This window comes from Pedococcus sp. P2_A3 (genome assembly GCF_056405035.1).
On the sequence record NZ_JBFUCW010000016.1, the window covers coordinates 103,655 to 121,141 of the forward strand.

At 72.5% G+C, this 17,487-nt stretch carries 18 protein-coding genes; 8 read left to right on the forward strand and 10 right to left on the reverse strand.

Annotated elements, in window-relative coordinates:
• Window positions 1–13: 13 nt before the first annotated feature.
• From AC1DX8_RS13890 to AC1DX8_RS13920, 7 genes are all read right to left on the reverse strand, one after another.
• Window positions 14–1,648, reverse strand: coding sequence for a solute symporter family protein (locus tag AC1DX8_RS13890; RefSeq protein WP_477630517.1), 1,635 nt, complete (start codon window positions 1,646–1,648; stop codon window positions 14–16).
• Window positions 1,645–1,977 (reverse strand): DUF485 domain-containing protein, encoded by a 333-nt coding sequence (locus tag AC1DX8_RS13895; RefSeq protein WP_477630518.1) that lies wholly within the window; start codon window positions 1,975–1,977, stop codon window positions 1,645–1,647. The genes AC1DX8_RS13890 and AC1DX8_RS13895 overlap by 4 nt, the downstream gene beginning before the upstream one ends.
• A gap of 187 nt (window positions 1,978–2,164) precedes the next feature.
• A complete protein-coding gene (locus tag AC1DX8_RS13900) occupies window positions 2,165–2,392 on the reverse strand; it encodes a hypothetical protein (RefSeq protein WP_477630519.1) in 228 nt (75 codons plus the stop codon).
• Window positions 2,383–3,714, reverse strand: a complete 1,332-nt coding sequence (locus tag AC1DX8_RS13905) for a sodium/solute symporter (RefSeq protein WP_477630520.1) — start codon at window positions 3,712–3,714, stop codon at window positions 2,383–2,385. Before AC1DX8_RS13905 ends, AC1DX8_RS13900 begins: the two co-directional genes overlap by 10 nt.
• Window positions 3,711–4,130, reverse strand: a complete 420-nt coding sequence (locus tag AC1DX8_RS13910; protein ID WP_477630521.1) for a hypothetical protein — start codon at window positions 4,128–4,130, stop codon at window positions 3,711–3,713. The genes AC1DX8_RS13905 and AC1DX8_RS13910 overlap by 4 nt, the downstream gene beginning before the upstream one ends.
• Complete coding sequence (locus tag AC1DX8_RS13915; RefSeq protein WP_477630522.1) at window positions 4,127–4,945, reverse strand: LytR/AlgR family response regulator transcription factor; 819 nt, start codon at window positions 4,943–4,945, stop codon at window positions 4,127–4,129. The genes AC1DX8_RS13910 and AC1DX8_RS13915 overlap by 4 nt, the downstream gene beginning before the upstream one ends.
• 10 nt (window positions 4,946–4,955) lie before the next feature.
• Window positions 4,956–6,158: a sensor histidine kinase gene (locus tag AC1DX8_RS13920; RefSeq protein WP_477630523.1), complete on the reverse strand. Its 1,203-nt coding sequence runs from the start codon at window positions 6,156–6,158 to the stop codon at window positions 4,956–4,958.
• Window positions 6,159–6,182: 24 nt separating this feature from the next.
• On the opposite strand from AC1DX8_RS13920, the gene AC1DX8_RS13925 reads away from it, so the two are divergent.
• On the forward strand, window positions 6,183–7,025 hold the full coding sequence (locus AC1DX8_RS13925) for a Fic family protein (RefSeq protein WP_477630524.1): 843 nt from the start codon (window positions 6,183–6,185) through the stop codon (window positions 7,023–7,025).
• 17 nt (window positions 7,026–7,042) lie between these two features.
• Here the strand turns inward: AC1DX8_RS13925 and AC1DX8_RS13930 are convergent, their stop codons facing one another.
• Window positions 7,043–8,476, reverse strand: coding sequence for an HNH endonuclease signature motif containing protein (locus AC1DX8_RS13930; protein WP_477630525.1), 1,434 nt, complete (start codon window positions 8,474–8,476; stop codon window positions 7,043–7,045).
• A gap of 831 nt (window positions 8,477–9,307) precedes the next feature.
• Here AC1DX8_RS13930 and AC1DX8_RS13935 point away from each other — a divergent pair.
• The 7 genes from AC1DX8_RS13935 (at window position 9,308) to AC1DX8_RS13965 (ending at window position 13,791) form a co-directional block, all read left to right on the forward strand.
• Window positions 9,308–10,003 carry a CpaE-like family protein gene (locus tag AC1DX8_RS13935; RefSeq protein ID WP_477630526.1) on the forward strand — a complete coding sequence of 232 codons (696 nt, stop codon included), beginning with the start codon at window positions 9,308–9,310 and terminating at the stop codon, window positions 10,001–10,003.
• Complete coding sequence (locus tag AC1DX8_RS13940) at window positions 10,000–11,127, forward strand: TadA family conjugal transfer-associated ATPase (RefSeq protein ID WP_477630527.1); 1,128 nt, start codon at window positions 10,000–10,002, stop codon at window positions 11,125–11,127. The genes AC1DX8_RS13935 and AC1DX8_RS13940 overlap by 4 nt, the downstream gene beginning before the upstream one ends.
• Window positions 11,124–11,927, forward strand: coding sequence for a type II secretion system F family protein (locus AC1DX8_RS13945; protein ID WP_477630528.1), 804 nt, complete (start codon window positions 11,124–11,126; stop codon window positions 11,925–11,927). Before AC1DX8_RS13940 ends, AC1DX8_RS13945 begins: the two co-directional genes overlap by 4 nt.
• Window positions 11,928–12,010: 83 nt before the next feature.
• On the forward strand, window positions 12,011–12,568 hold the full coding sequence (locus AC1DX8_RS13950; RefSeq protein WP_477630529.1) for a type II secretion system F family protein: 558 nt from the start codon (window positions 12,011–12,013) through the stop codon (window positions 12,566–12,568).
• 179 nt (window positions 12,569–12,747) lie between these two features.
• Window positions 12,748–13,032: a DUF4244 domain-containing protein gene (locus AC1DX8_RS13955; RefSeq protein WP_477630572.1), complete on the forward strand. Its 285-nt coding sequence runs from the start codon at window positions 12,748–12,750 to the stop codon at window positions 13,030–13,032.
• Between the two features lie 14 nt (window positions 13,033–13,046).
• Window positions 13,047–13,406, forward strand: coding sequence for a TadE family type IV pilus minor pilin (locus AC1DX8_RS13960; protein WP_477630530.1), 360 nt, complete (start codon window positions 13,047–13,049; stop codon window positions 13,404–13,406).
• Window positions 13,390–13,791, forward strand: coding sequence for an Rv3654c family TadE-like protein (locus tag AC1DX8_RS13965; RefSeq protein ID WP_477630531.1), 402 nt, complete (start codon window positions 13,390–13,392; stop codon window positions 13,789–13,791). The genes AC1DX8_RS13960 and AC1DX8_RS13965 overlap by 17 nt, the downstream gene beginning before the upstream one ends.
• Window positions 13,792–13,894: 103 nt before the next feature.
• On the opposite strand, the gene AC1DX8_RS13970 is transcribed toward AC1DX8_RS13965, so the two are convergent.
• Both AC1DX8_RS13970 and AC1DX8_RS13975 read right to left on the reverse strand, forming a co-directional pair.
• Window positions 13,895–14,992, reverse strand: coding sequence for a hypothetical protein (locus tag AC1DX8_RS13970; RefSeq protein ID WP_477630532.1), 1,098 nt, complete (start codon window positions 14,990–14,992; stop codon window positions 13,895–13,897).
• Between the two features lie 52 nt (window positions 14,993–15,044).
• Window positions 15,045–17,465: a DEAD/DEAH box helicase gene (locus AC1DX8_RS13975; RefSeq protein ID WP_477630533.1), complete on the reverse strand. Its 2,421-nt coding sequence runs from the start codon at window positions 17,463–17,465 to the stop codon at window positions 15,045–15,047.
• Window positions 17,466–17,487: the final 22 nt, after the last annotated feature.

Sequence of the window (17,487 nt, forward strand, 5' to 3'; positions counted from 1 at the left end):
GCCGGGTGGCTGGCTAGTGCGAGACCGCCTTCTCGGCCCCGTGGCCGGTCAGCGAACGCACCTCCATCTCGGCGTACTTGGCCGCGTTGAACTCCTTGCTCGTCACGGTGCCCAACCAGCCCAGGACGAAGGCGAGCGGGATCGAGATGATGCCGGGGTTGTCCAGCGGGAACCAGTGGAAGTCGGTGTTCTGCAGCATCGACAGCGACTTGCCGGTGACCGGGTCGACCGGCTTGCCCGAGACAACCGGGCTGAAGACGATCAGCGTGAGCGCCGTGATGAGGCCGCCGTAGATGGACCACAGCGCCCCGCGGGTGTTGAACCTCTTCCAGAACAACGAGTAGAGGATCGTCGGGAGGTTCGCCGACGCCGCGATGGCGAAGGCGAGCGCGACGAGGAACGCGATGTTCTGCCCGTTCGCCAGGATGCCTCCGAGGATGGCGAAGATGCCGATCACCACGGCCGTGATGCGGGCGACCCGCACCTCGTCCTCCGCCGAGGCCGTGCCTTCCTTGATGACCGAGTTGTAGATGTCGTGCGAGAGGCTGGCGCTGGCCGTGATGGTCAGGCCCGCGACGACCGCGAGGATCGTCGCGAACGCCACGGCCGAGATGATGCCCAGCAGCAGCTCACCGCCGAGCTCGTAGGCGAGCAGTGGTGCGGCCGAGTTGGCCTTGCCCGGTGCGGCGGCGATGGCCTTCGGTCCGACGAGCGCAGCCGCGCCGTACCCGAGGACGAGGGTGAAGAGGTAGAAGATGCCGATCAGCCAGATGGCCCACTCGACCGACTTCCGCGCCTCCTTCGACGACGGCACCGTGTAGAACCGCATCAGCACGTGCGGCAGGCCGGCGGTGCCGAGCACCAGGGCCAGCGAGAGTGAGATGAAGTCGATCTTGGTGGTGCCGGTCTTGCCGTACTGCAGTCCCGGGTCGAGCACCTTCTTGCCACCGGAGGCCTGGACGGCGTCGCCGAGCAGCGAGCTGAGGTTGAGCCCGAACTTGCCGAGGACCCACAGGAACATCACGCCGGCGCCGATGATCAGCAGGACGGCCTTGATGATCTGCACCCAGGTGGTGCCCTTCATGCCCCCGATCAGCACGTAGGCGATCATGATGACGCCGACCACGGCGATGACCAGGGACTGCCCGGTCTTGTCGTCGATGCCCAGCAGCAACGCCACGAGGCCACCGGCTCCGGCCATCTGCGCCAGGAGGTAGAAGAAGCAGACCGCGAGCGTGGAGATCGCGGCGGCCATGCGCACCGGACGCTGCTTCAGCCGGAACGACAGCACGTCGGCCATCGTGTACTTGCCGGCGTTGCGCAGCAGCTCGGCCACGAGGAGGAGGGCCACCAGCCACGCGACGAGGAAGCCGATCGAGTAGAGGAAGCCGTCGTAGCCGTTGAGGGCGATCGCCCCGGCGATGCCGAGGAAGCTGGCGGCCGAGAGGTAGTCCCCAGCGATGGCGATGCCGTTCTGTCGCCCGGTGAAGGCGCGACCACCGGCGTAGAAGTCTGCGGCGCTGCGGTTGTTCCTCGACGCCCGGATGACGATCGCGAGGGTGATGAGGACGAAGACGCCGAAGATGCTGATGTTGAGCGCCGGGCTGCCGACCTCGGTCGCAGCCGGGGCGAGGGTGGGCAGGCTCATCGCCGGTCCTCCCCGATGGTCGTGGCGAGGGCGGCCGCGCGCGGGTCGAACTCCCGGTCGGCCCACCGCACGTAGATGATCGTGATGACGAAGGTCGACACGAACTGGCCGAGGCCGAGGAGGAGGCCGACGTTGACGTTGCCGAACACCTTGGTGCTCATGAAGTCCGAGGCGTACACGGACAGCAGCACGTAGAGGAAGTACCAGGCGAGGAACAGGCCGGTCATCGGGAAGACGAACCGGCGGAACCGGGACCTGAGCTCCGCGAAGTCCGCGGAGTCTTGGAGTGCGACGAACGGGTCGTGCTCCGTGCGAGCGTCGTTGCTCACGGGACACCTCCAGTGGTGGCGCGGGCTTGTCCCGCGGTCGCCGCCACTGTGCTCCTGCAGCCCCCTGAGCAGCAGGTATGCCGTGTGGTCGCGCGCCGTGCGGAAGGCTGCGGTCGCCGGGTGGCCCGCGTTCCTGCGACGAACGGTCGGTGGTGTGCGCCCAGCGGCTGTCGTCAACGCGAGGTCGTCAGGTCACCCGCGACCTGGAGTCGGGCCAGCCGCGGTCGAGGGCCAGGTCCTCGGGGGTGTGCAGCCGGACCATGGTGCGGGCCGTGTGTCGCGGGATCCGCCCGGGGGTCGCCAGCGACACGACCACGGCCGTCGCGAACGCGAGGGGGATCGTCCAGGCGGCGGGCTGGCCGAGCAGCGCGCCCAGCCACCCGGGGATCGGACCGGCGAAGATCGTCAGGGCCACGGCGGCGGCGGCCAGGCTCCCCCGACCACGAGCCCGGCAGCCGCGCCCACGGTGCTCAGCCCGCGCCACCACGACCCCAGCACCAGGAGGGGGCAGAACGTCGATGCGGCCACGGCGAACGCCAAGCTCACCATGGTCGCCAGTCCGACGGGCTCGATGAGCCTCGATGCGGCATACGGGACGATCACGGACAGCACCGTCGCGAGCCGGAACCCTTGGGCGACAGTGAAGTCGTCGCCGGTCATCCGGCCGAGACGCCGCCTGAGCAGGTCCTGGTCGATCACCCCCGCCACCGACATGGTGAGGCCTGAGGCCGTGGAGAGGAAGGCGGCGAAGGCTCCACCGGCCAGCACGGCCGAGAGGGCCTTCCCGAGGTGGTCCGGCAGCATGGCGCCCGGCAGCCGGAGCACGAGCGTGTCGGCGGCGCCACTGGTCAGGTCAGGCAGGTAGACCCGGCCGAGCACCCCGTAGAGCGGCGGGAAGAGGTAGAAGGCGCCGAGCAGGGCCACGACGGTGACGGTCGTGCGACGCGCTGCCTTGCCGTCGGGGTTCGTGTAGAACCTGACCAGCACGTGCGGGAGGCCCATCGTCCCCAGGCTGAGGGCGAGCAGGAGGCTGTAGGTGGCGTAGACCGGATGCCCTTGTCCTGCAAGTCCGTTCAAGGGCTCGACCCACTTGGACTCCTGCGCGGCGGCCGGTCCGGGGGCGCCGTCGCCGACCCACGCGCCGAGCAGGACGAACGCGGGGACGGCGATGGCGCTGAGCTTGACCCAGTACTGCACGGACTGCACCAGGGTGATCGAACGCATCCCACCGGCGGCGACGTTGGCCACGACGACCACGGCGACGATGAGTCCCCCCACCCACGTCGGCGCCCCCGTGACGGTGCCCAGGGCCAGGCCTGCGCCCTGGAGCTGGGGGAGGAGGTAGAGCCAGCCGATGCCGACCACGAGCACGGAGCAGAGGCGACGGATCACCGTGCTCTCGAGCCTGGCCTCGGCGAAGTCGGGCAGCGTGTAGGCGCCGGACCGTCGCAGTGGCGCCGCGACGAGGACCAACAGGACGACATAGCCGACGGTGTAGCCGACGGGGAACCACAGCATGTCCAGTCCGTTGGTGTAGACCAGCCCGGCGATGCCGAGAAAGCTTGCGGCAGAGAGGTACTCACCGCCGATGGCACTCGCGTTGCGGTAGGGCGTCACGGTGCGTCCGGCCACGTAGAAGTCGCTGGTCGTGCGCGACAACCGCAGCCCGAACGCGCCGATCGCGAGCGTCACCGTGCAGACCAGGACGATGGCGACGACGCCGTAGGCCGGGTTCACCGCCGACGCACCACGTCGGAGAACTCGGCCTCGATCCGCTCGGAGGCCCGAACGTAGAAGCGGGCCACGATGATCGCGACCGGGTAGACCACCACGGCGAGCACGATCCACGGGAGGGGGAAGCGGCCGAGCTCCATCGTCCGGGTCGCGGGCACCAGCAGGAACAACAGGGGCAGCCCACCGAGCCCCACCGCTCCGAAGGCGAGCACACGGAGCGCCAGTCGCAGCTGGGCCGACATCAGGCCGGCCATGTATACCTCTCCCAAGGTGCTCTGCTCGTCGAGGTCGCGGGTGAGCGGGCGCAGGTCGCGGCGAGTCGCCGCGTCCCGGCGGGTGCTGGTGACGCGGACGCGTGACGGCCCCTGGGTCGGCGGAGACCCGTTCGACTCGGCGGGCCGACCGGTGCCGGAGGTCACGACGTCGGGCGCAGGGTCGCGCGCAACAGGCGGTCTCGTAGCTCGCGGGTGTGCCGTCGGCTCACCTGGAGCTCGGCGTCGTCGAGGACCACGCTGCAGCGGCCGTGCTCCATCCGCACTTCCTTGACGTGGGACAGCGAGACCAGCGTGCTGCGGTGGATTCGCACGAATCCCGCTGCGGCCCAACGCTCTTCGAGGGTGCTGAGCGGAATGCGCACGAGATGGCTGCCGGCAGACGTGTGCAACCTCGCGTAGTCGCCCTGGGCCTGTGCGTAGCGGACCTGGCTGCGCGTGATGAACCGGGTGACGCCGGCGAGCTCGACGGGGATGGTCTCGTCCTCGGACTCCCCGCCCGCGCCCTGAGGTGTCGGCGTGCCCGGCTCCACGGCCGCGACGACCCTGCGCACCGCCTCCGCGAGCCGGTCTCGGCGGACCGGCTTCATGACGTAGTCGGTGGCGTCCACGGCGAACGCATCGACGGCGTGCTGGTCGTGGGCCGTCACGAAGACCACCTGGGGTCGCTCGACGAACCGCGCGATGACCCGAGCCAGCTCCATGCCGTCGAGGCCGGGCATCGAGATGTCAGTGAAGACGACGTCGATGTCGCCGGAGTCGAGCGACCGCAATGCATCCGCACCACTCGACGCGGTCACGACCTCGGCGATCCGGTCGTCCTGCCGCAGGAGCCAGCTCAGCTCCTCGAGGGCCGGTGCCTCGTCGTCCACGACGAGGGCACGCAGGGCTGCACCCGTGGAGCCACCGGTGGCGTCCTGCGGGCGGCGGTGCTCCGGGTCGCCGGGAGGGGCGCCAGCCATGGGGGAGAGACTACGTCGTCGCGTGGACGCCGGGGGCGTACTTGGGCACCCGGAAAGTGACCTTGGTCCCCGCCCCCGGGGCCGTCTCGACGACCAGGCCGAAGTCGTCGCCGTAGACCTGGCGGAGCCTGGCATCGACGTTCCCCAGGCCGACGTTGTCGCCGTCGGAGTGCCCGTCGAGGACCGTGCGGATCGCTTGCGGGTCCGACCCCACCCCGTCGTCCTCCACCGTGATGACGGCCTCGGCGCCCTCGTCGCTGGCGGTGATGCTCACGTGGCCGCCACCCTCCTTGGTCGCCAGGCCGTGCCGCACGGCGTTCTCGACGAGCGGCTGGATCGCGAGATAGGGGACCGTCACCGGCAGGACCTCCGGCGCGATCAGCAGCGAGATCCGCAGGCGGTCACCGAACCTTGCCTGCTCGAGCACGAGGTAACGCTCCACGTTGCGCAGCTCCTCCGCCAAGGTCGTGAACGCCCCTCCCCGGCGCAGCGCGTAACGCGTGAAGTCGGCGAACTCCAGCAGCAGCTCCCGGGCGCGGTCCGGGTCGGTGCGCACGAACGACGCGATCGCTGCGAGGGAGTTGTAGATGAAGTGCGGGCTGATCTGGGCGCGCAGGGCGCGCAGCTCGGCCTCCATGGTGCGGGTGCGCTGGTGGCCGAGGTCGGCGAGCTCGGCCTGGGTGGCCATCCAACCGGCCACCTCCTCCGTCGCCCGGGCGAGCCCGGCCGACGCGTTCGGCCCGTATGCCGCGAGCGCCGCGACCACGCGGTCGCCGGTGACGACGGGGGCGATCACCGCAGAGCGGACCGGGCAGTCGGGGTCAGCACACTGCACCTGACCCGCCCGCAGGACGATGGTCCGACCGGTGCGCAGCACCTCTTGGGCGTGCTCGGCCGCCCCGCCGGCGTGGTGGTCGGCCGCACCGTCCCAGGCGAGCAACCCCCCGGCGTCGCAGATGGCGACCGCGGGCGAGCCGAGCAGCTCACGCAGGTGCCTGGCGGCACGGCTCGTGCCGTCCTCGGTGAGCCCGTCCTGCAGGTGTCTGGCGGCAAGCGATGCGGTGTGCAGGGTCGCATGGGTGGCCTGGTCGACCTCGGAGACGAAGCCGCGCGACGCGTTGCGGCCGTGCCGGAGCAGGCGAACCAGGGCGTAGAGCAGTCCGAGGGACCCCGCGACGAAGATCGCGGTGGGGAGGTGGAAGCTGCCCGACACACGGCGAACTCTAGGCTGCTCTGCGTGGTCGACGTCATCGCTTCGCTGAGTGCCCTCGCCGAGCTGCCGGGCGTCCCGGAGCGGATCGCCGCCGCGCGTGGTGCCTGCGAGCAGCTGCGCTGGCACGAGGCCCTGCGGCGTCGCATCCCCGAGGCGTCGGCCGAGTCGCGGGTGCGTGGCGCCCAGGCGAGTGCCGCGCTCGAGGGGGCGACCGTGCCGCTCGACCTGGTGCGTGACGTGATGCGCGGCGCGGCCCAGTGGCCGGTGCAGCCCGACCCGGTCGAGCTGGTGGCCCGCGGCGCCGTCACTGCGACGGCCGAGAGCGAGCACGTGCGTGGGCTGGTGACCCGGGCGCCGTTGCAGGCACTGGCTCGGCTGCACGTGGCGGCCGCCGCCGAGCTGCTGCCCGCCGAGCAGGTCGGTCGACCCAGGGTGGCGGGGGAGACCAGTGCCGAGTTCCGGGACCTCGGGGAGGCCCCGGACGCAGGCGCCCTCCGCGACCGGCTCGAGCTCCTGGCCGCCGTCATGACAGCGGGATCGGGCGTCCCGGCTCTCGTCGTGGCGGCCGTGGCGCATGCCGAGATCGCGACCGCCCGGCCCTTCGTCCGCGCCAACGGGGTGGTGGCCCGGGCCGTCGAACGAGCCCTCGTGCAGGCCACCGGCCTCGACCCCACCGGCGTGGTCGTGACCGAGGCCGGGCACGCCACCCAAGGTGGACCGGCCTACCTCGGCGCGCTCGCGGCATACGGCACGGGCACGCCTGAGGGGCTGGGACTGTGGATCGGGCACTGTGCCGACGCGCTGGTGGCCGGCGCGGCGCAGGGAGTGCAGATCTGCGACGCGGTCCGCGCCGGTCGGCTGACCTGACTCACCTGGATCGACTTTCAGGCTGCTCGGAACCCGTGGCGGTCCATCGGCCACGTGGTGTGGGTGCGGCCGTCGGGGGCGGTCCAGGTGCAGACCCCGAACTCGTCCATCGCCACGTGCCAGCCCGCGTGGTGTTTGAACCCGTGGTGGGTCGCGCACAAGGTCTGCAGGTTGGACACGGTGGTGGGTCCGTCGGGATGGCGGATGACGTGGTCGAGCTGGCAGCGCCGGGCGGCGGTGCCGCAGCCGGGGAAGCGGCAGGTGCCGTCGCGGGAGCGGACGGCTCTGGCGGTGCGGGCACCGGGGCGGTAGGTCTGGGGGTCCTGCCAGCGCACGGCGCCGGTGACGGAGTCGCTGCGCGCGAGCCGGATGGTGACGTCAGGGTCGTGGAGCAGGGCGACGAGGTCGGCGGGGAGCAGGGAGCCGATGGTGGGGACCTCGGTGTGGGAGGACACGAACCACAGGTCGCCGCCGTGGTCGTGCAGGACCCCGTCGTCGACCTCCTCACAGCCGGCGAGGTCGACGTAGCCACCGCCCGACTCGGGAAGCTCCAGGTCGACGGGCTCGTCGAGGCACTCGGTCGAGACGCCAAGGTCTGGCGGGGGCTGGTGACCGTGGCCGCGGTCGATCGGGGCGACGAGCTCGATGGTGGTGCTGATCGTGGCGTTGGCCTCGACGAGGTCAGCCAACGCGTCGGCACGCGCCATCCCCATCGTGAGCCCGGGCTGGACTCGGGCGTACTCGGCCGCGAGCCCGTCGACGGCACCCCAGATGCGCATCGCCGCGGGGGTCGGGAGGTCGGCGACGAGACGGGACATGCCGGTGCACTCACCCGGCCGCACCCGGACCTCGCTCCGACGCCGACCCAGCTCTGCGAGGCGTACGGCGTCGTCGGGCAGGCACCGGTCGGCAGCGCGCCGGGCCCGGCGTCGTAGCTCCGCGCAGCTCAGCTCGGTGATGTCGCCGTCGAGGACGCGGGCCTCGAACTCGTGCAACCGCTCGGGTGGGGCGGCGGCTGACTCGGCGACCACGGCATCCACGCGGTACGGCTCGGGATCGCCCGCCCAGGCCATCGCCTGGACCTGCGGCAACGCACACACCGCCCGGCGGGCATGGTCGACTCGAATCGACATGGTGCGCGGCGACACGTGCAACAGGGCAGCGAGAGATCCAGCCGCCAGGGCCTGCCCCGACAGGTGCGGGCGCCGGGCGCCAACCAACGCCGCATCGGCCGCGTCCTGCTCGATCCGCTCCTCGCAGCGCCGGGCCGCGGTTTCCATCGCGGAGCGCTGGCGAGCTGCCACGGCATTCGTCACCCGCTGGGTCGCGAGGACCAGGGCCTCGGCCTGCCCGACCGGCAGCTCGGCGATCTGCTCGTCGGTGAGGGTGAACAGCGCACCAGCGAGGGCGGCCGGGTCTGCCGCCTGCACGGACTCCACGCTCTCGAACATGTGTCCAACTCTAGAAGTCGCCACTGACAGCGCCTCGCCGTGCGCGGCCACGGGCCATCCGGCAAGCCGGAGCCGTGCAGCGCGAGAGCCCTTGAGGCGACCCGCGTTTCGGCGGGGGAGTCCGCAGCACGCCCCGGCCTCGCACGTGGCAGCCGGACACGCGCGAGTCCCACGCGTCGTGCAATGTCAAGGGTTCACTTTGCGCCGACGCGGGAGTACACATGGAGGCAAGTCGACGTACGCGAGTCCGACGGCCACCGTGACCCCATCGGGCACCCACGCGCGGGCAGTCCACTGGTGGACCGATCGTGACGGGCTTGTCCCGGTGCGACAACTACAGAATGCACGCCTGGTAACCCGTGGCGGATCACGGCTGATGGCACCCCGCGACGCGGGGTGCCATCCCCCTGTGCGGGGTGCTTTGTCCGCAATGGGTGGTGGTGTCCCCACAAAAACTCGAATCTCGTGGGCGAAACGCCTCATCAACGAGTTGCGGTTGAACTCTAAATGGTCCACCATGAAGGCGTCCGCTCCCCCTTGTGGGTAGAGCGGATCGGCGCACCGGCTCCTCCCCCCCGGAGCTTGGCGCGTCGACGGCCCCGGTTGTCCCCCCGACCGGGGCCGTCCCCTTTCTCCGGCCAGGTCACGGACTCCATCTAGCCTCCACCTCGGCCTCGCGCGTGGCCGCTCAGGCCGGTCCGCAGCGCCGGTCCGGCGCTCCGTCACCGTGACGCGCGATCCCTTCCACAGGCATGCCTTCCCCTGCCCGTCGTCCACAGGCCGACAGAACGCTGCTCGGTCGTCGCCCCCCGCTGGGCACAGGCTGGGGGCATGGACCATCGGGTGCTGGGTGTGATCGGGGCCTCGGGCGGCTTGGGGGTGTCGACCCTCGTGGTCGCGCTGGCCGTTCGTGCTGCAGGGACGGTGGGGGCGACGGTGGCGGTCGACGGTGCACCAGGCGGCGGTGCCCTCGACGTCACGGCCTGCGTGGAGCATCGTCCGGGTCTGCGGTGGGCCGACCTCACGGGCGCCCAGGGTGGCATCGACGGCGCGGCCCTGCTGCGTGAGCTCCCTGCCGAGGGTCCGGCGAGGGTCCTCGCGGGTCGGGGCCCGGCGCCTCCCGACGAGGTCGTCCGGGCCGCACTGGCCGGGCTGGCCCGGGTGTGCGGCCTGACCGTGGTCGACCTGGGCCAGTCGCCGCTGCGGGCCGATGCATGCACCGAGCTCCTCCTCGTCGTCGGGACCACAGCACGCCAGCTGGCCGACGGAGCCGGTGTGGCCGAGCGGCTCCACGACCTGACGGTGCCCGTCGCCTTGGTGCTGCGGGGCCGCCGGGCGGAGCTGGTCGACCCGGAGGAGGTTGCGGTGCACCTCGACCTCCCGTTGGCCGGCGCTCTGCGAGAGGACCCACGCGTGGTCGTCGACGCCGATCGCGGGCGACCACCGGGGAGCCGGGGCTCTGGCCCGCTGGCGGCGTTCGTCGACTCGCTGGTCTCCGTGCACGCGCCGTGGGCCGTCGGACTGTGAGGCGCGAGACGCTCATCGCCGACCGGATCCGGCGAGGCGAGACGCCCGATCCCAAGGCGCTGCGAGCCATCGCGTCCGCCGACGCTGCTCGGCTCGGCGAGGCCGGTGTCGAGGCCGCGCGCGTTCTGCTGTCCTCCCAGGTGCTCGGTCTGGGCCCGCTGGAGGCGTGTGTTGGCGACCCGCTGGTCACCGACGTCCTGGTCAACGGCGACGGATCGGTCTGGCTCGACCGTGGCGACGCGGCACTGGTGCCGGCGGGCCTGGCGCTGGAGCCGGGCGAGGCGCGCCGGCTGGCCGTCAGGCTCGCTGCCCTCGCGGGTCGCAGGCTGGACGAGAGCCAGGCCTGGGTCGATGGGTTGCTCCCCGGGGGGATCCGCCTCCACGCCATCCTTCCGCCGTTGGTCGATGGAGGCGCCCACCTGAGCCTGCGCGTGCCACGCACAGCTGGTTCAGGGCTGGCGGAGCTCCGGTCGCGGGGCATGTTCGGTCCCGAGGTCGAGGACCTCCTGCGCGCGCTGGTCCGCCGACGGTGCTCCTTCGTGGTCAGCGGCGGGACCGGCTCAGGCAAGACGACCCTGCTGGCGGCGATGCTCTCCGAGGTGGCGCCGGGCGAGCGCATCGTCGTGGTGGAGGACGTCCGCGAGCTGGCCGTCGCCCATCCCCATGTGGTCCGCTTGCAGGGCCGGGGCGCGAACGTCGAGGGCCGCGGCGCCGTCGACCTGGTCGACCTCGTCCGGCAGGCCCTGCGGATGCGACCCGACCGGCTGGTCGTGGGCGAGGTCCGTGGTGCCGAGGTGCGCGAGATGCTCGCGGCGCTCAACACCGGGCACGAAGGTGGCTGCGGCACACTGCACGCGAACGCACCCGGGGACGTGCCCCGGCGTTTCGACGCACTGGGCGCCCTGGCAGGACTACCCCGCGAGGCGATCCAGACGCAGCTCGCCAGTGCGGTCGAGGTCGTCGTGCACCTGGGGCGCCACGGTGGGGACCGCCGGGTCGCCTCGCTCTCGGTGTTGAGGTGGAACGGCTCCGAGACCGTCTGCGACCTCGCCTGCGACGTCGCCTCGGATCGCCGGGGTCCCGGGTGGGTGGCGCTCGCGGGCCTCGCCGGGATCGACCCATGATGCGTGACGGCCCCGGGCACCTGCTCGTGCTGGTCCTGGTGTCGGCGACCGCGCTGCTGTGGCCCGCCAGAGGTCAGCGGCGCCCGGGGCGCACGCATCGGCGGACCACCGACCCGGGTGGTGGCCATGGTGGCGATGCCGGAGGTGGTACCGGCAGTCGCCGAGGGGCGGGCGGTGGCCGAGGGGCGGGCGGTGGCCGACCCCGCGCGGCCGGCGGGGTGATTGACCGGCCACGATGGCGCGCCACCGCTCGGCGCAAGGCCCTTGAGCGGGCACTCGCGGCCCTGGTGGCCGCGCTGGCGGCCCCCCTTCGCGCCGGGGTGCCGCCCGCGGTCGCGGTCGCAGCGGCTGAGCCGGCGTTTCGTGACGACCCAGCACTGGGTCCCCTTCTCGTCGACCTCGCCGACGCTGCGGCGCACGGTGCATCACTCGCCGACGTCTGGCTGCAGCATGRCCGGACCCACCAGAGCCCCGAGCTGTCATTCGTCGGTCGGGCCTGGGCGCTGAGCGAGCTGACTGGTGCACCGTTGGCCGACGCGTTGGCGTGCGGGGAGCAGGTCCTGCGGGCTCGGACGCGCGCGCGAGACCGGCTCGMAGCGGCAGCGGCCGGCCCGAAGGCGTCGATGACGGTGCTGTGCCTCCTGCCGGCCTCCGGTCCGTTGGTCGGTGCGGTGATGGGGGTGGGCCCGGTGACCCTGTACTTCTCGTCAGCCGTGGCCACCGGGAGCCTGGTCCTTGGTCTCATCCTGGGGATCGGCGCCTGGGGGTGCAGCCGGCGGATCCTCCGGGCGGCGGGGTGACGGCCGTGCTGATCTGTGCGCTCGCGGGTCTGGTGCCTCTCTTGTGGCCGGCGCGTGGTCGGCGGAGCGCGCCTTCCGCGCCGGTGGGGCAGCCCGCGTCGACCTGGTCGGGCGCTGGTGCAGGTCGCCGCGACAGTCCCTCTTGGCTCGGCGCGGGCAGAGGACGGTCGTGGCTCAGGGCCGGCCGCGGCCACCGGGAGGACTACTCCGACGACGTCGCCGACGCCCTCGTCCTCGTGGCCTGGGGACTGCGTGCCGGGCTCCCGCTGACTGCTGCCCTGCAGCACGTCTGTGAGACGGCTTCGGGGACAGTGCGAGGTGACCTCGCAGCCGTGGTGGCAGCGCTGCGGTGGGGTCTGCCGGCGCAGCAGGCCTGGGCTTACGCAGGCCCGAACTGGCGCGCGGCGGCCACCGCGACCCACCTGTCCGAGCAGACCGGGGCGGCTGCGGCCGAGGTCCTCGAAGAGGCTGCCACCCGGATGCGCGAACAGGGTGAACGCGCACGTGAGCGCGCGGCAGCCAGGGCCGGCGTGCTGTTGGTGCTCCCGCTCGGGCTGGGCTTCCTGCCGGCCTTCGCCTGCACCGCCGTCGTCCCCCTGGTCGCGATCCTCGCTGACGGGGTCCTCACCGGAGGGTCATGAGGGTCGCGGCCCGTGCACCACGCCGAAGGTCCTCGAACCGCAAGGCAGCCCCGGCCGACGGCGCGGACCGGCGCGACGGCGTGCGAAGGAACCCCGTGCGGCGGGCGACCGCGTCGTTGCGCGCGATCACGCACTCGCGTCCACAGCTCGACCGACGGCTCGACGTGGTCCACAGGGCAATGGGAGGGGCCTGGTGGCCCGTCCCCAGCTCCGCTGGACTGGGGGTCGGACAGGGGCTGCCAGCCCGCCAACCGCTCGAGGGGTACAACGTGAGATGCACACTGGTCACAAGGTTTTCGACGATCCGACGCACCGCCGAGGCCGGCATGACGACAGCGGAGTATGCCGTGGGCACGCTGGCCGCGTGCGCGTTCGCCGGCGTCCTGCTCGCGGTCGTCCGATCCGGCACGGTGAAGTCGGCGTTGGCTTCCGTCATCGCGGCCGCCTTGGGGTCGGTCGGGTAGCCGGCGAGGCAGGGATGGCGACGGCAGAGCTTGCCGCCGCCGTCCCGACGCTCGTCCTGGTGTTGTTCGTCGCCCTGTCAGCGCTCGCGACCGTCACCGACCAGGTGCGGTGTGTCGACGCGGCCCGGGCCACCGCCCGGGCCCTCGCGCGCGGCGACGACCAGGTCGCAGCGCTGTCAGCGGGTCGGCGGCTGGCGCCGCCGGGAGCCGCGTTCACCGTCTCGGGTTTCGGGTCGGGGTACGGGTCCGAGGTCGTCGTGGTGGTGCGAGGCACGCCGGCCCCCGGGCTGGGTTGGCTCGGGGCCCGGGCCACGCCGACGGGCCGCGCGGTGGCCGCCAAGGAGGAGGTGGGGTCCGATGACACGCGGCGGTGAGCCCGTTCGGCCGGTTCAGCCGGATGGGACCGGTGAGCGTGGCTCCGCGACGGTCATGGTCGTGGCGGCTGTCGGGGTGTTGGCTCTGGTGCTGGTGGCCGGTCTTGCCCTCGGCAGCGCTGTGGTCGCGACCCATCGAGCACGGGCGGCAGCCGACCTCGCCGCCCTCGCGGTTGCCCAGGCGGTGGAGCAGGGCGTGGAGCCAGCGACGGCATGCGCGTCGGGGGCCCGGCTGGCCGCGCGCAACGGGGCTCGTCCCGCGGGCTGCGTGGTCGCGGTGGATGGTTCCGTGACCTGCCGGGCGACCACCCAGCCGTCCTTCGTCCTGCCGGGCACCTCGGCCGACACCACGACGGCGACGGCCCGAGCCGGGCCGTCGCCGTGATGGAGGTGGTGAGGTGCCGACGCAGTCGGCCCCTGGGCTCACCCTGACAGGTCAGCTGTGCTGGGACACCCTGGATCGCTGTCGGGCGACGACCAGCGGCAGGTCACTCGCGGGCTGCTCGATCGGTCCGGTTGACCTCGTCGGTCGAGTCTGCGGAGTCGACCGAGTCGGCGGAGTCGACCAAGTCGGAACGGTTCGCCGAGTCGACAGTGTCGGCAGGGTCGGCAGGGTCGGCAGGGTCGGCAGGGTCGGCAGGGTCGGCAGGGTCGGCAGGGTCGGCAGGGTCGGCAGGGTCGGCAGGGTCGGCAGGGGCAGGGTCGGCAGGCTCCCGGCCCATGATCTTGTCGGCCACGGTCCGGTATCCGGGGTGGTTCGGGTCGTCCGAGGTCCCGTCGTCCGAGGTCCCGTCGCCGCGAGTGACGGTGTCGTCGGCACCCTCGTGGACGACTCCGTCCTCGGTGACCGAGTCGTCCCGGAGGACACGGGTCGAGTCGTCCGTCACGGCGTCGGAGGACGACCCGACGGGCGCGGCCGACGGGTCGGACAAGGCGCTGGAGTCGGACCCGGTGCTGGAGTCGGCCAGGGCGTCGGAGGAGTGGCGGGCGGCGAAGTCGTCACCCGTCGCGGGGTGCTCCTGGTCAGCGTGGCTGGCTGCGAGCCCCGCACCGGCAACCCCGGCTCCCGCACCGACTGCTGCGGCGGTGGCGGTCTGGCCCCCGGTCGAACGTTGGGCGAACTCCTGCTCGAGGCGGGTGCGCTCGTAGGCGCGGGCCCGCTCCTCGGCCTCCTGCTGCCGCGTGGCGAACTCGGTCTCGCGCTCGCGGTCCCGGGCGGCCAGGCGCGTCTCGAACTCCTCGTCCCGCACCCGGTCGCGCTCGGCCAGGGCGCTCTGGTGCGCCTCCTCGGCGCGAGCGCGCTCGTCGGCGCGGATGCTCTCCTCGATCTTGGCCTGCCGCTCGGCCTCCTTGGCCTCGCGGGCCGGGCGACGCCGACGCTTGGCGCTGCCCCGGATCATCCCCAGCCCGAGCCACAGGAGCAGCATCACGACCGCGCCCGTGATGAGCAGCGCGAGCGGGGTCATGCCCCAGCTGTAGCCGGCGAACTCCAGGTCGACCGGCGTGGTGAGCGAATCGGTGGTGAGGAACAGGATGACACCTGCTCCCACGGAGAGAAGGACGAGAATCAGGCCGAACACGATCACGGAAGGAACCTCCGACGATGAGGGGTGCGTGGTGCACCGTCCGCACTCGACCCTAGCCGCTGGCCTGCACGTTTGCCCGATTCGTCCTCGGCGGATCCTGCTCAGGAGCCGCGGCCGTCGCCGCTCCGGACGGGCTCTCCGGCGCACACCCCAGTACCGCGCGCAGCAGGCGGATCGCGCCCGATTTGTCCAGCGGCTCGTTCCCGTTGCCGCACTTCGGGGACTGGACGCAGGCAGGGCAGCCGCTCTCGCAGCGACAGGCGCTCACCGTCTCGAGGGTCGACCTCAGCCACTCCTCGAACGACTCGTACGCCCGCTCGGCAAAGCCGGCGCCGCCGGGGTGGCCGTCGTAGACCATGATCGTGGGCAGACCTGTGTCGGGGTGGAGGGCAGTGGACACCCCGCCGATGTCCCAGCGGTCGCAGGTGGCCACGAGGGGCAGCATGCCGATTCCGGCGTGCTCGGCCGCGTGCGCCGACCCCGGGATGTCGACCTCGCCCACCCCGGCCGCCGCCAGCCACTCCACCGGCATCGTCCACCAGACCGCGCGGGTGTTGAGGGTGCGCTGTGGCAGGTCGAGCGGATGCGTGCCGATCACCTCCCCGCTGGGCAGCCGTCGCAGGAACGAGGTGACCTGGGTGTGCACGTGGACCGTGCCGAACGACACCTGCACCGGTCCCCAGGCCATGCTGCGCTGTGCGCCCACGATGTCGAACGCGCTCACGGACTGCGCGAAGGTGCTCCAGCCGGGGTCCCCCCGCACCGCCGTCGCAGTCCCGTGCTCGAGGTCGAGCTCGGTCACGACGTAGGTGTCGCCCTGGTGGACGTGCACCGCTCCGGTGTGCACCTGGGTGTGTGCGGACGCTTCGTCGATGGTGCCCAGCACCCGTCCCGTGCGCTGCTCGACGATGCCGACGACCTCGCCGGCCCCCCGCAACGACACGTGGTCGGAGGCGCGGTCGGTCCGTGCCCAGTACCACCCGGTGGGCCGTCGGCGCAGGATTCCCCGTGCCACGAGCGCATCGACGAGCGGACGGGCCTGGTCGCCGAAGAGCGCGAGGTCGTCTTCCTTCAGCGGCAGCTCGGCCGCGGCGGCGGCCAGGTGGGGTCCGAGGACGTGGGGGTTGTCCGGGTCGAGCACCGTCGCCTCGACCGGCTGACCGAACACCACCTCGGGGTGGTGCACGACGTAGGTGTCGAGGGGGTCGTCGGCCGCGACGAACACCGCCAACGACCGCGTCCCGACGCGTCCCGCTCGGCCCGCCTGCTGCCACAGCGAGGCCCGGGTGCCCGGCCAGCCGGCCAGCAGCACGGCATCGAGGCCGCTGATGTCGATGCCCAGCTCGAGCGCGTTGGTGGCGGCCAGCCCGACGATCGTGCCGGCCCGCAGCGAGCGTTCGAGCTCGCGCCGCTCCTCCGGCAGATAGCCGCCCCGGTATGCCGCGACGGCCCCTGCCAGCCCCGGCGCCACCTCGCTGAGCGTGCGGCGAGCGCTGGTGGCGAGCGCCTCGACACCAGCCCGGGACTTGGCGAAGGCGACCGTCTGCACGCGCTGGGAGACCAGGTCGGCGAGCAGGTCGGCCGCCTCGGAGGTGGCCGAGCGGCGACGGTCGCCCTCGCCGAGCAGGCCCGGCTCCCACATCGCGAAGGTCATGGCCTCCCGGGGTGAGCCGTCCTCGGTGACGGGCACCACCGGCATACCGACGAGGCGGGCGGCGTGCTGCCCGGGGTCACGCACGGTCGCGGAGGCGAGGACGAAGGTGGGGTGCGAGCCATAGCGCGCGCACACCCGGCGAAGGCGGCGCAGCAGCGCTGCGAGGTGTGACCCGAAGACGCCGCGGTAGGTGTGGCACTCGTCGATGACGACATAGCGCAGCGCGCGCAGGAACGGCGCCCAACGCTCGTGCAGCGGCAACAACGAGTGGTGCACCAGGTCGGGGTTGGTGAGCACCAGGTGGGCGTGGTCGCGGATCCAGCGACGTTCTTCCGTGGCGGTGTCTCCGTCGTAGGTCGCCGCCCGCACCCCGGGCACGGCCATCGCCTGCACCCGGGCCAGCTGGTCGGCGGCGAGCGCCTTCGTGGGGGAGAGGTACAGCGCCGTCGCGCCCCGACCGGAGGGGGCGGTGGACCCCTCGACGAGAGCGGACAGGACGGGCAGGAGGTAGCCGAGGCTCTTGCCCGAGGCCGTGCCGGTGGCCATGACCACGTGCGACCCGGCGTGGGCCAGGTCGGCGGCGGCCCGCTGGTGCGACCAGAGGGAGGTCACGCCCGCCCCGGCGCACGCGGCATACACGCTGGGATCGACCCAGGTGGGCCACTCGACCAGCGCCGCCGCACGGGCAGGCACCTCGTGGACGTGCAGCAGGCGCTCGCTCCTGCTGCCGCTCGCCAGCCCTGCGAGCGCCGAAACCGGGTCGAACGCGACGCGGCGCAGCCCGCTGGAACCGGGTGGGGTGGGGCCGGAAGTGGACATTGCCGCTACCGTAATCCCGAGA

Excerpts from the sequence above, each read along its gene's own strand:
- AC1DX8_RS13890 (WP_477630517.1), bottom strand. The coding sequence starts at position 1,648 with ATGAGCCTGCCCACCCTCGCCCCGGCTGCGACCGAGGTCGGCAGCCCG.
- AC1DX8_RS13965 (WP_477630531.1), top strand. The coding sequence starts at position 13,390 with ATGACACGCGGCGGTGAGCCCGTTCGGCCGGTTCAGCCGGATGGGACC.
- AC1DX8_RS13975 (WP_477630533.1), bottom strand. The coding sequence starts at position 17,465 with ATGTCCACTTCCGGCCCCACCCCACCCGGTTCCAGCGGGCTGCGCCGC.
- AC1DX8_RS13915 (WP_477630522.1), bottom strand. The coding sequence starts at position 4,945 with ATGGCTGGCGCCCCTCCCGGCGACCCGGAGCACCGCCGCCCGCAGGAC.
- AC1DX8_RS13960 (WP_477630530.1), top strand. The coding sequence starts at position 13,047 with ATGGCGACGGCAGAGCTTGCCGCCGCCGTCCCGACGCTCGTCCTGGTG.
- AC1DX8_RS13955 (WP_477630572.1), top strand. The coding sequence starts at position 12,748 with ATGGGAGGGGCCTGGTGGCCCGTCCCCAGCTCCGCTGGACTGGGGGTC.
- AC1DX8_RS13930 (WP_477630525.1), bottom strand. The coding sequence starts at position 8,476 with ATGTTCGAGAGCGTGGAGTCCGTGCAGGCGGCAGACCCGGCCGCCCTC.
- AC1DX8_RS13935 (WP_477630526.1), top strand. The coding sequence starts at position 9,308 with ATGGACCATCGGGTGCTGGGTGTGATCGGGGCCTCGGGCGGCTTGGGG.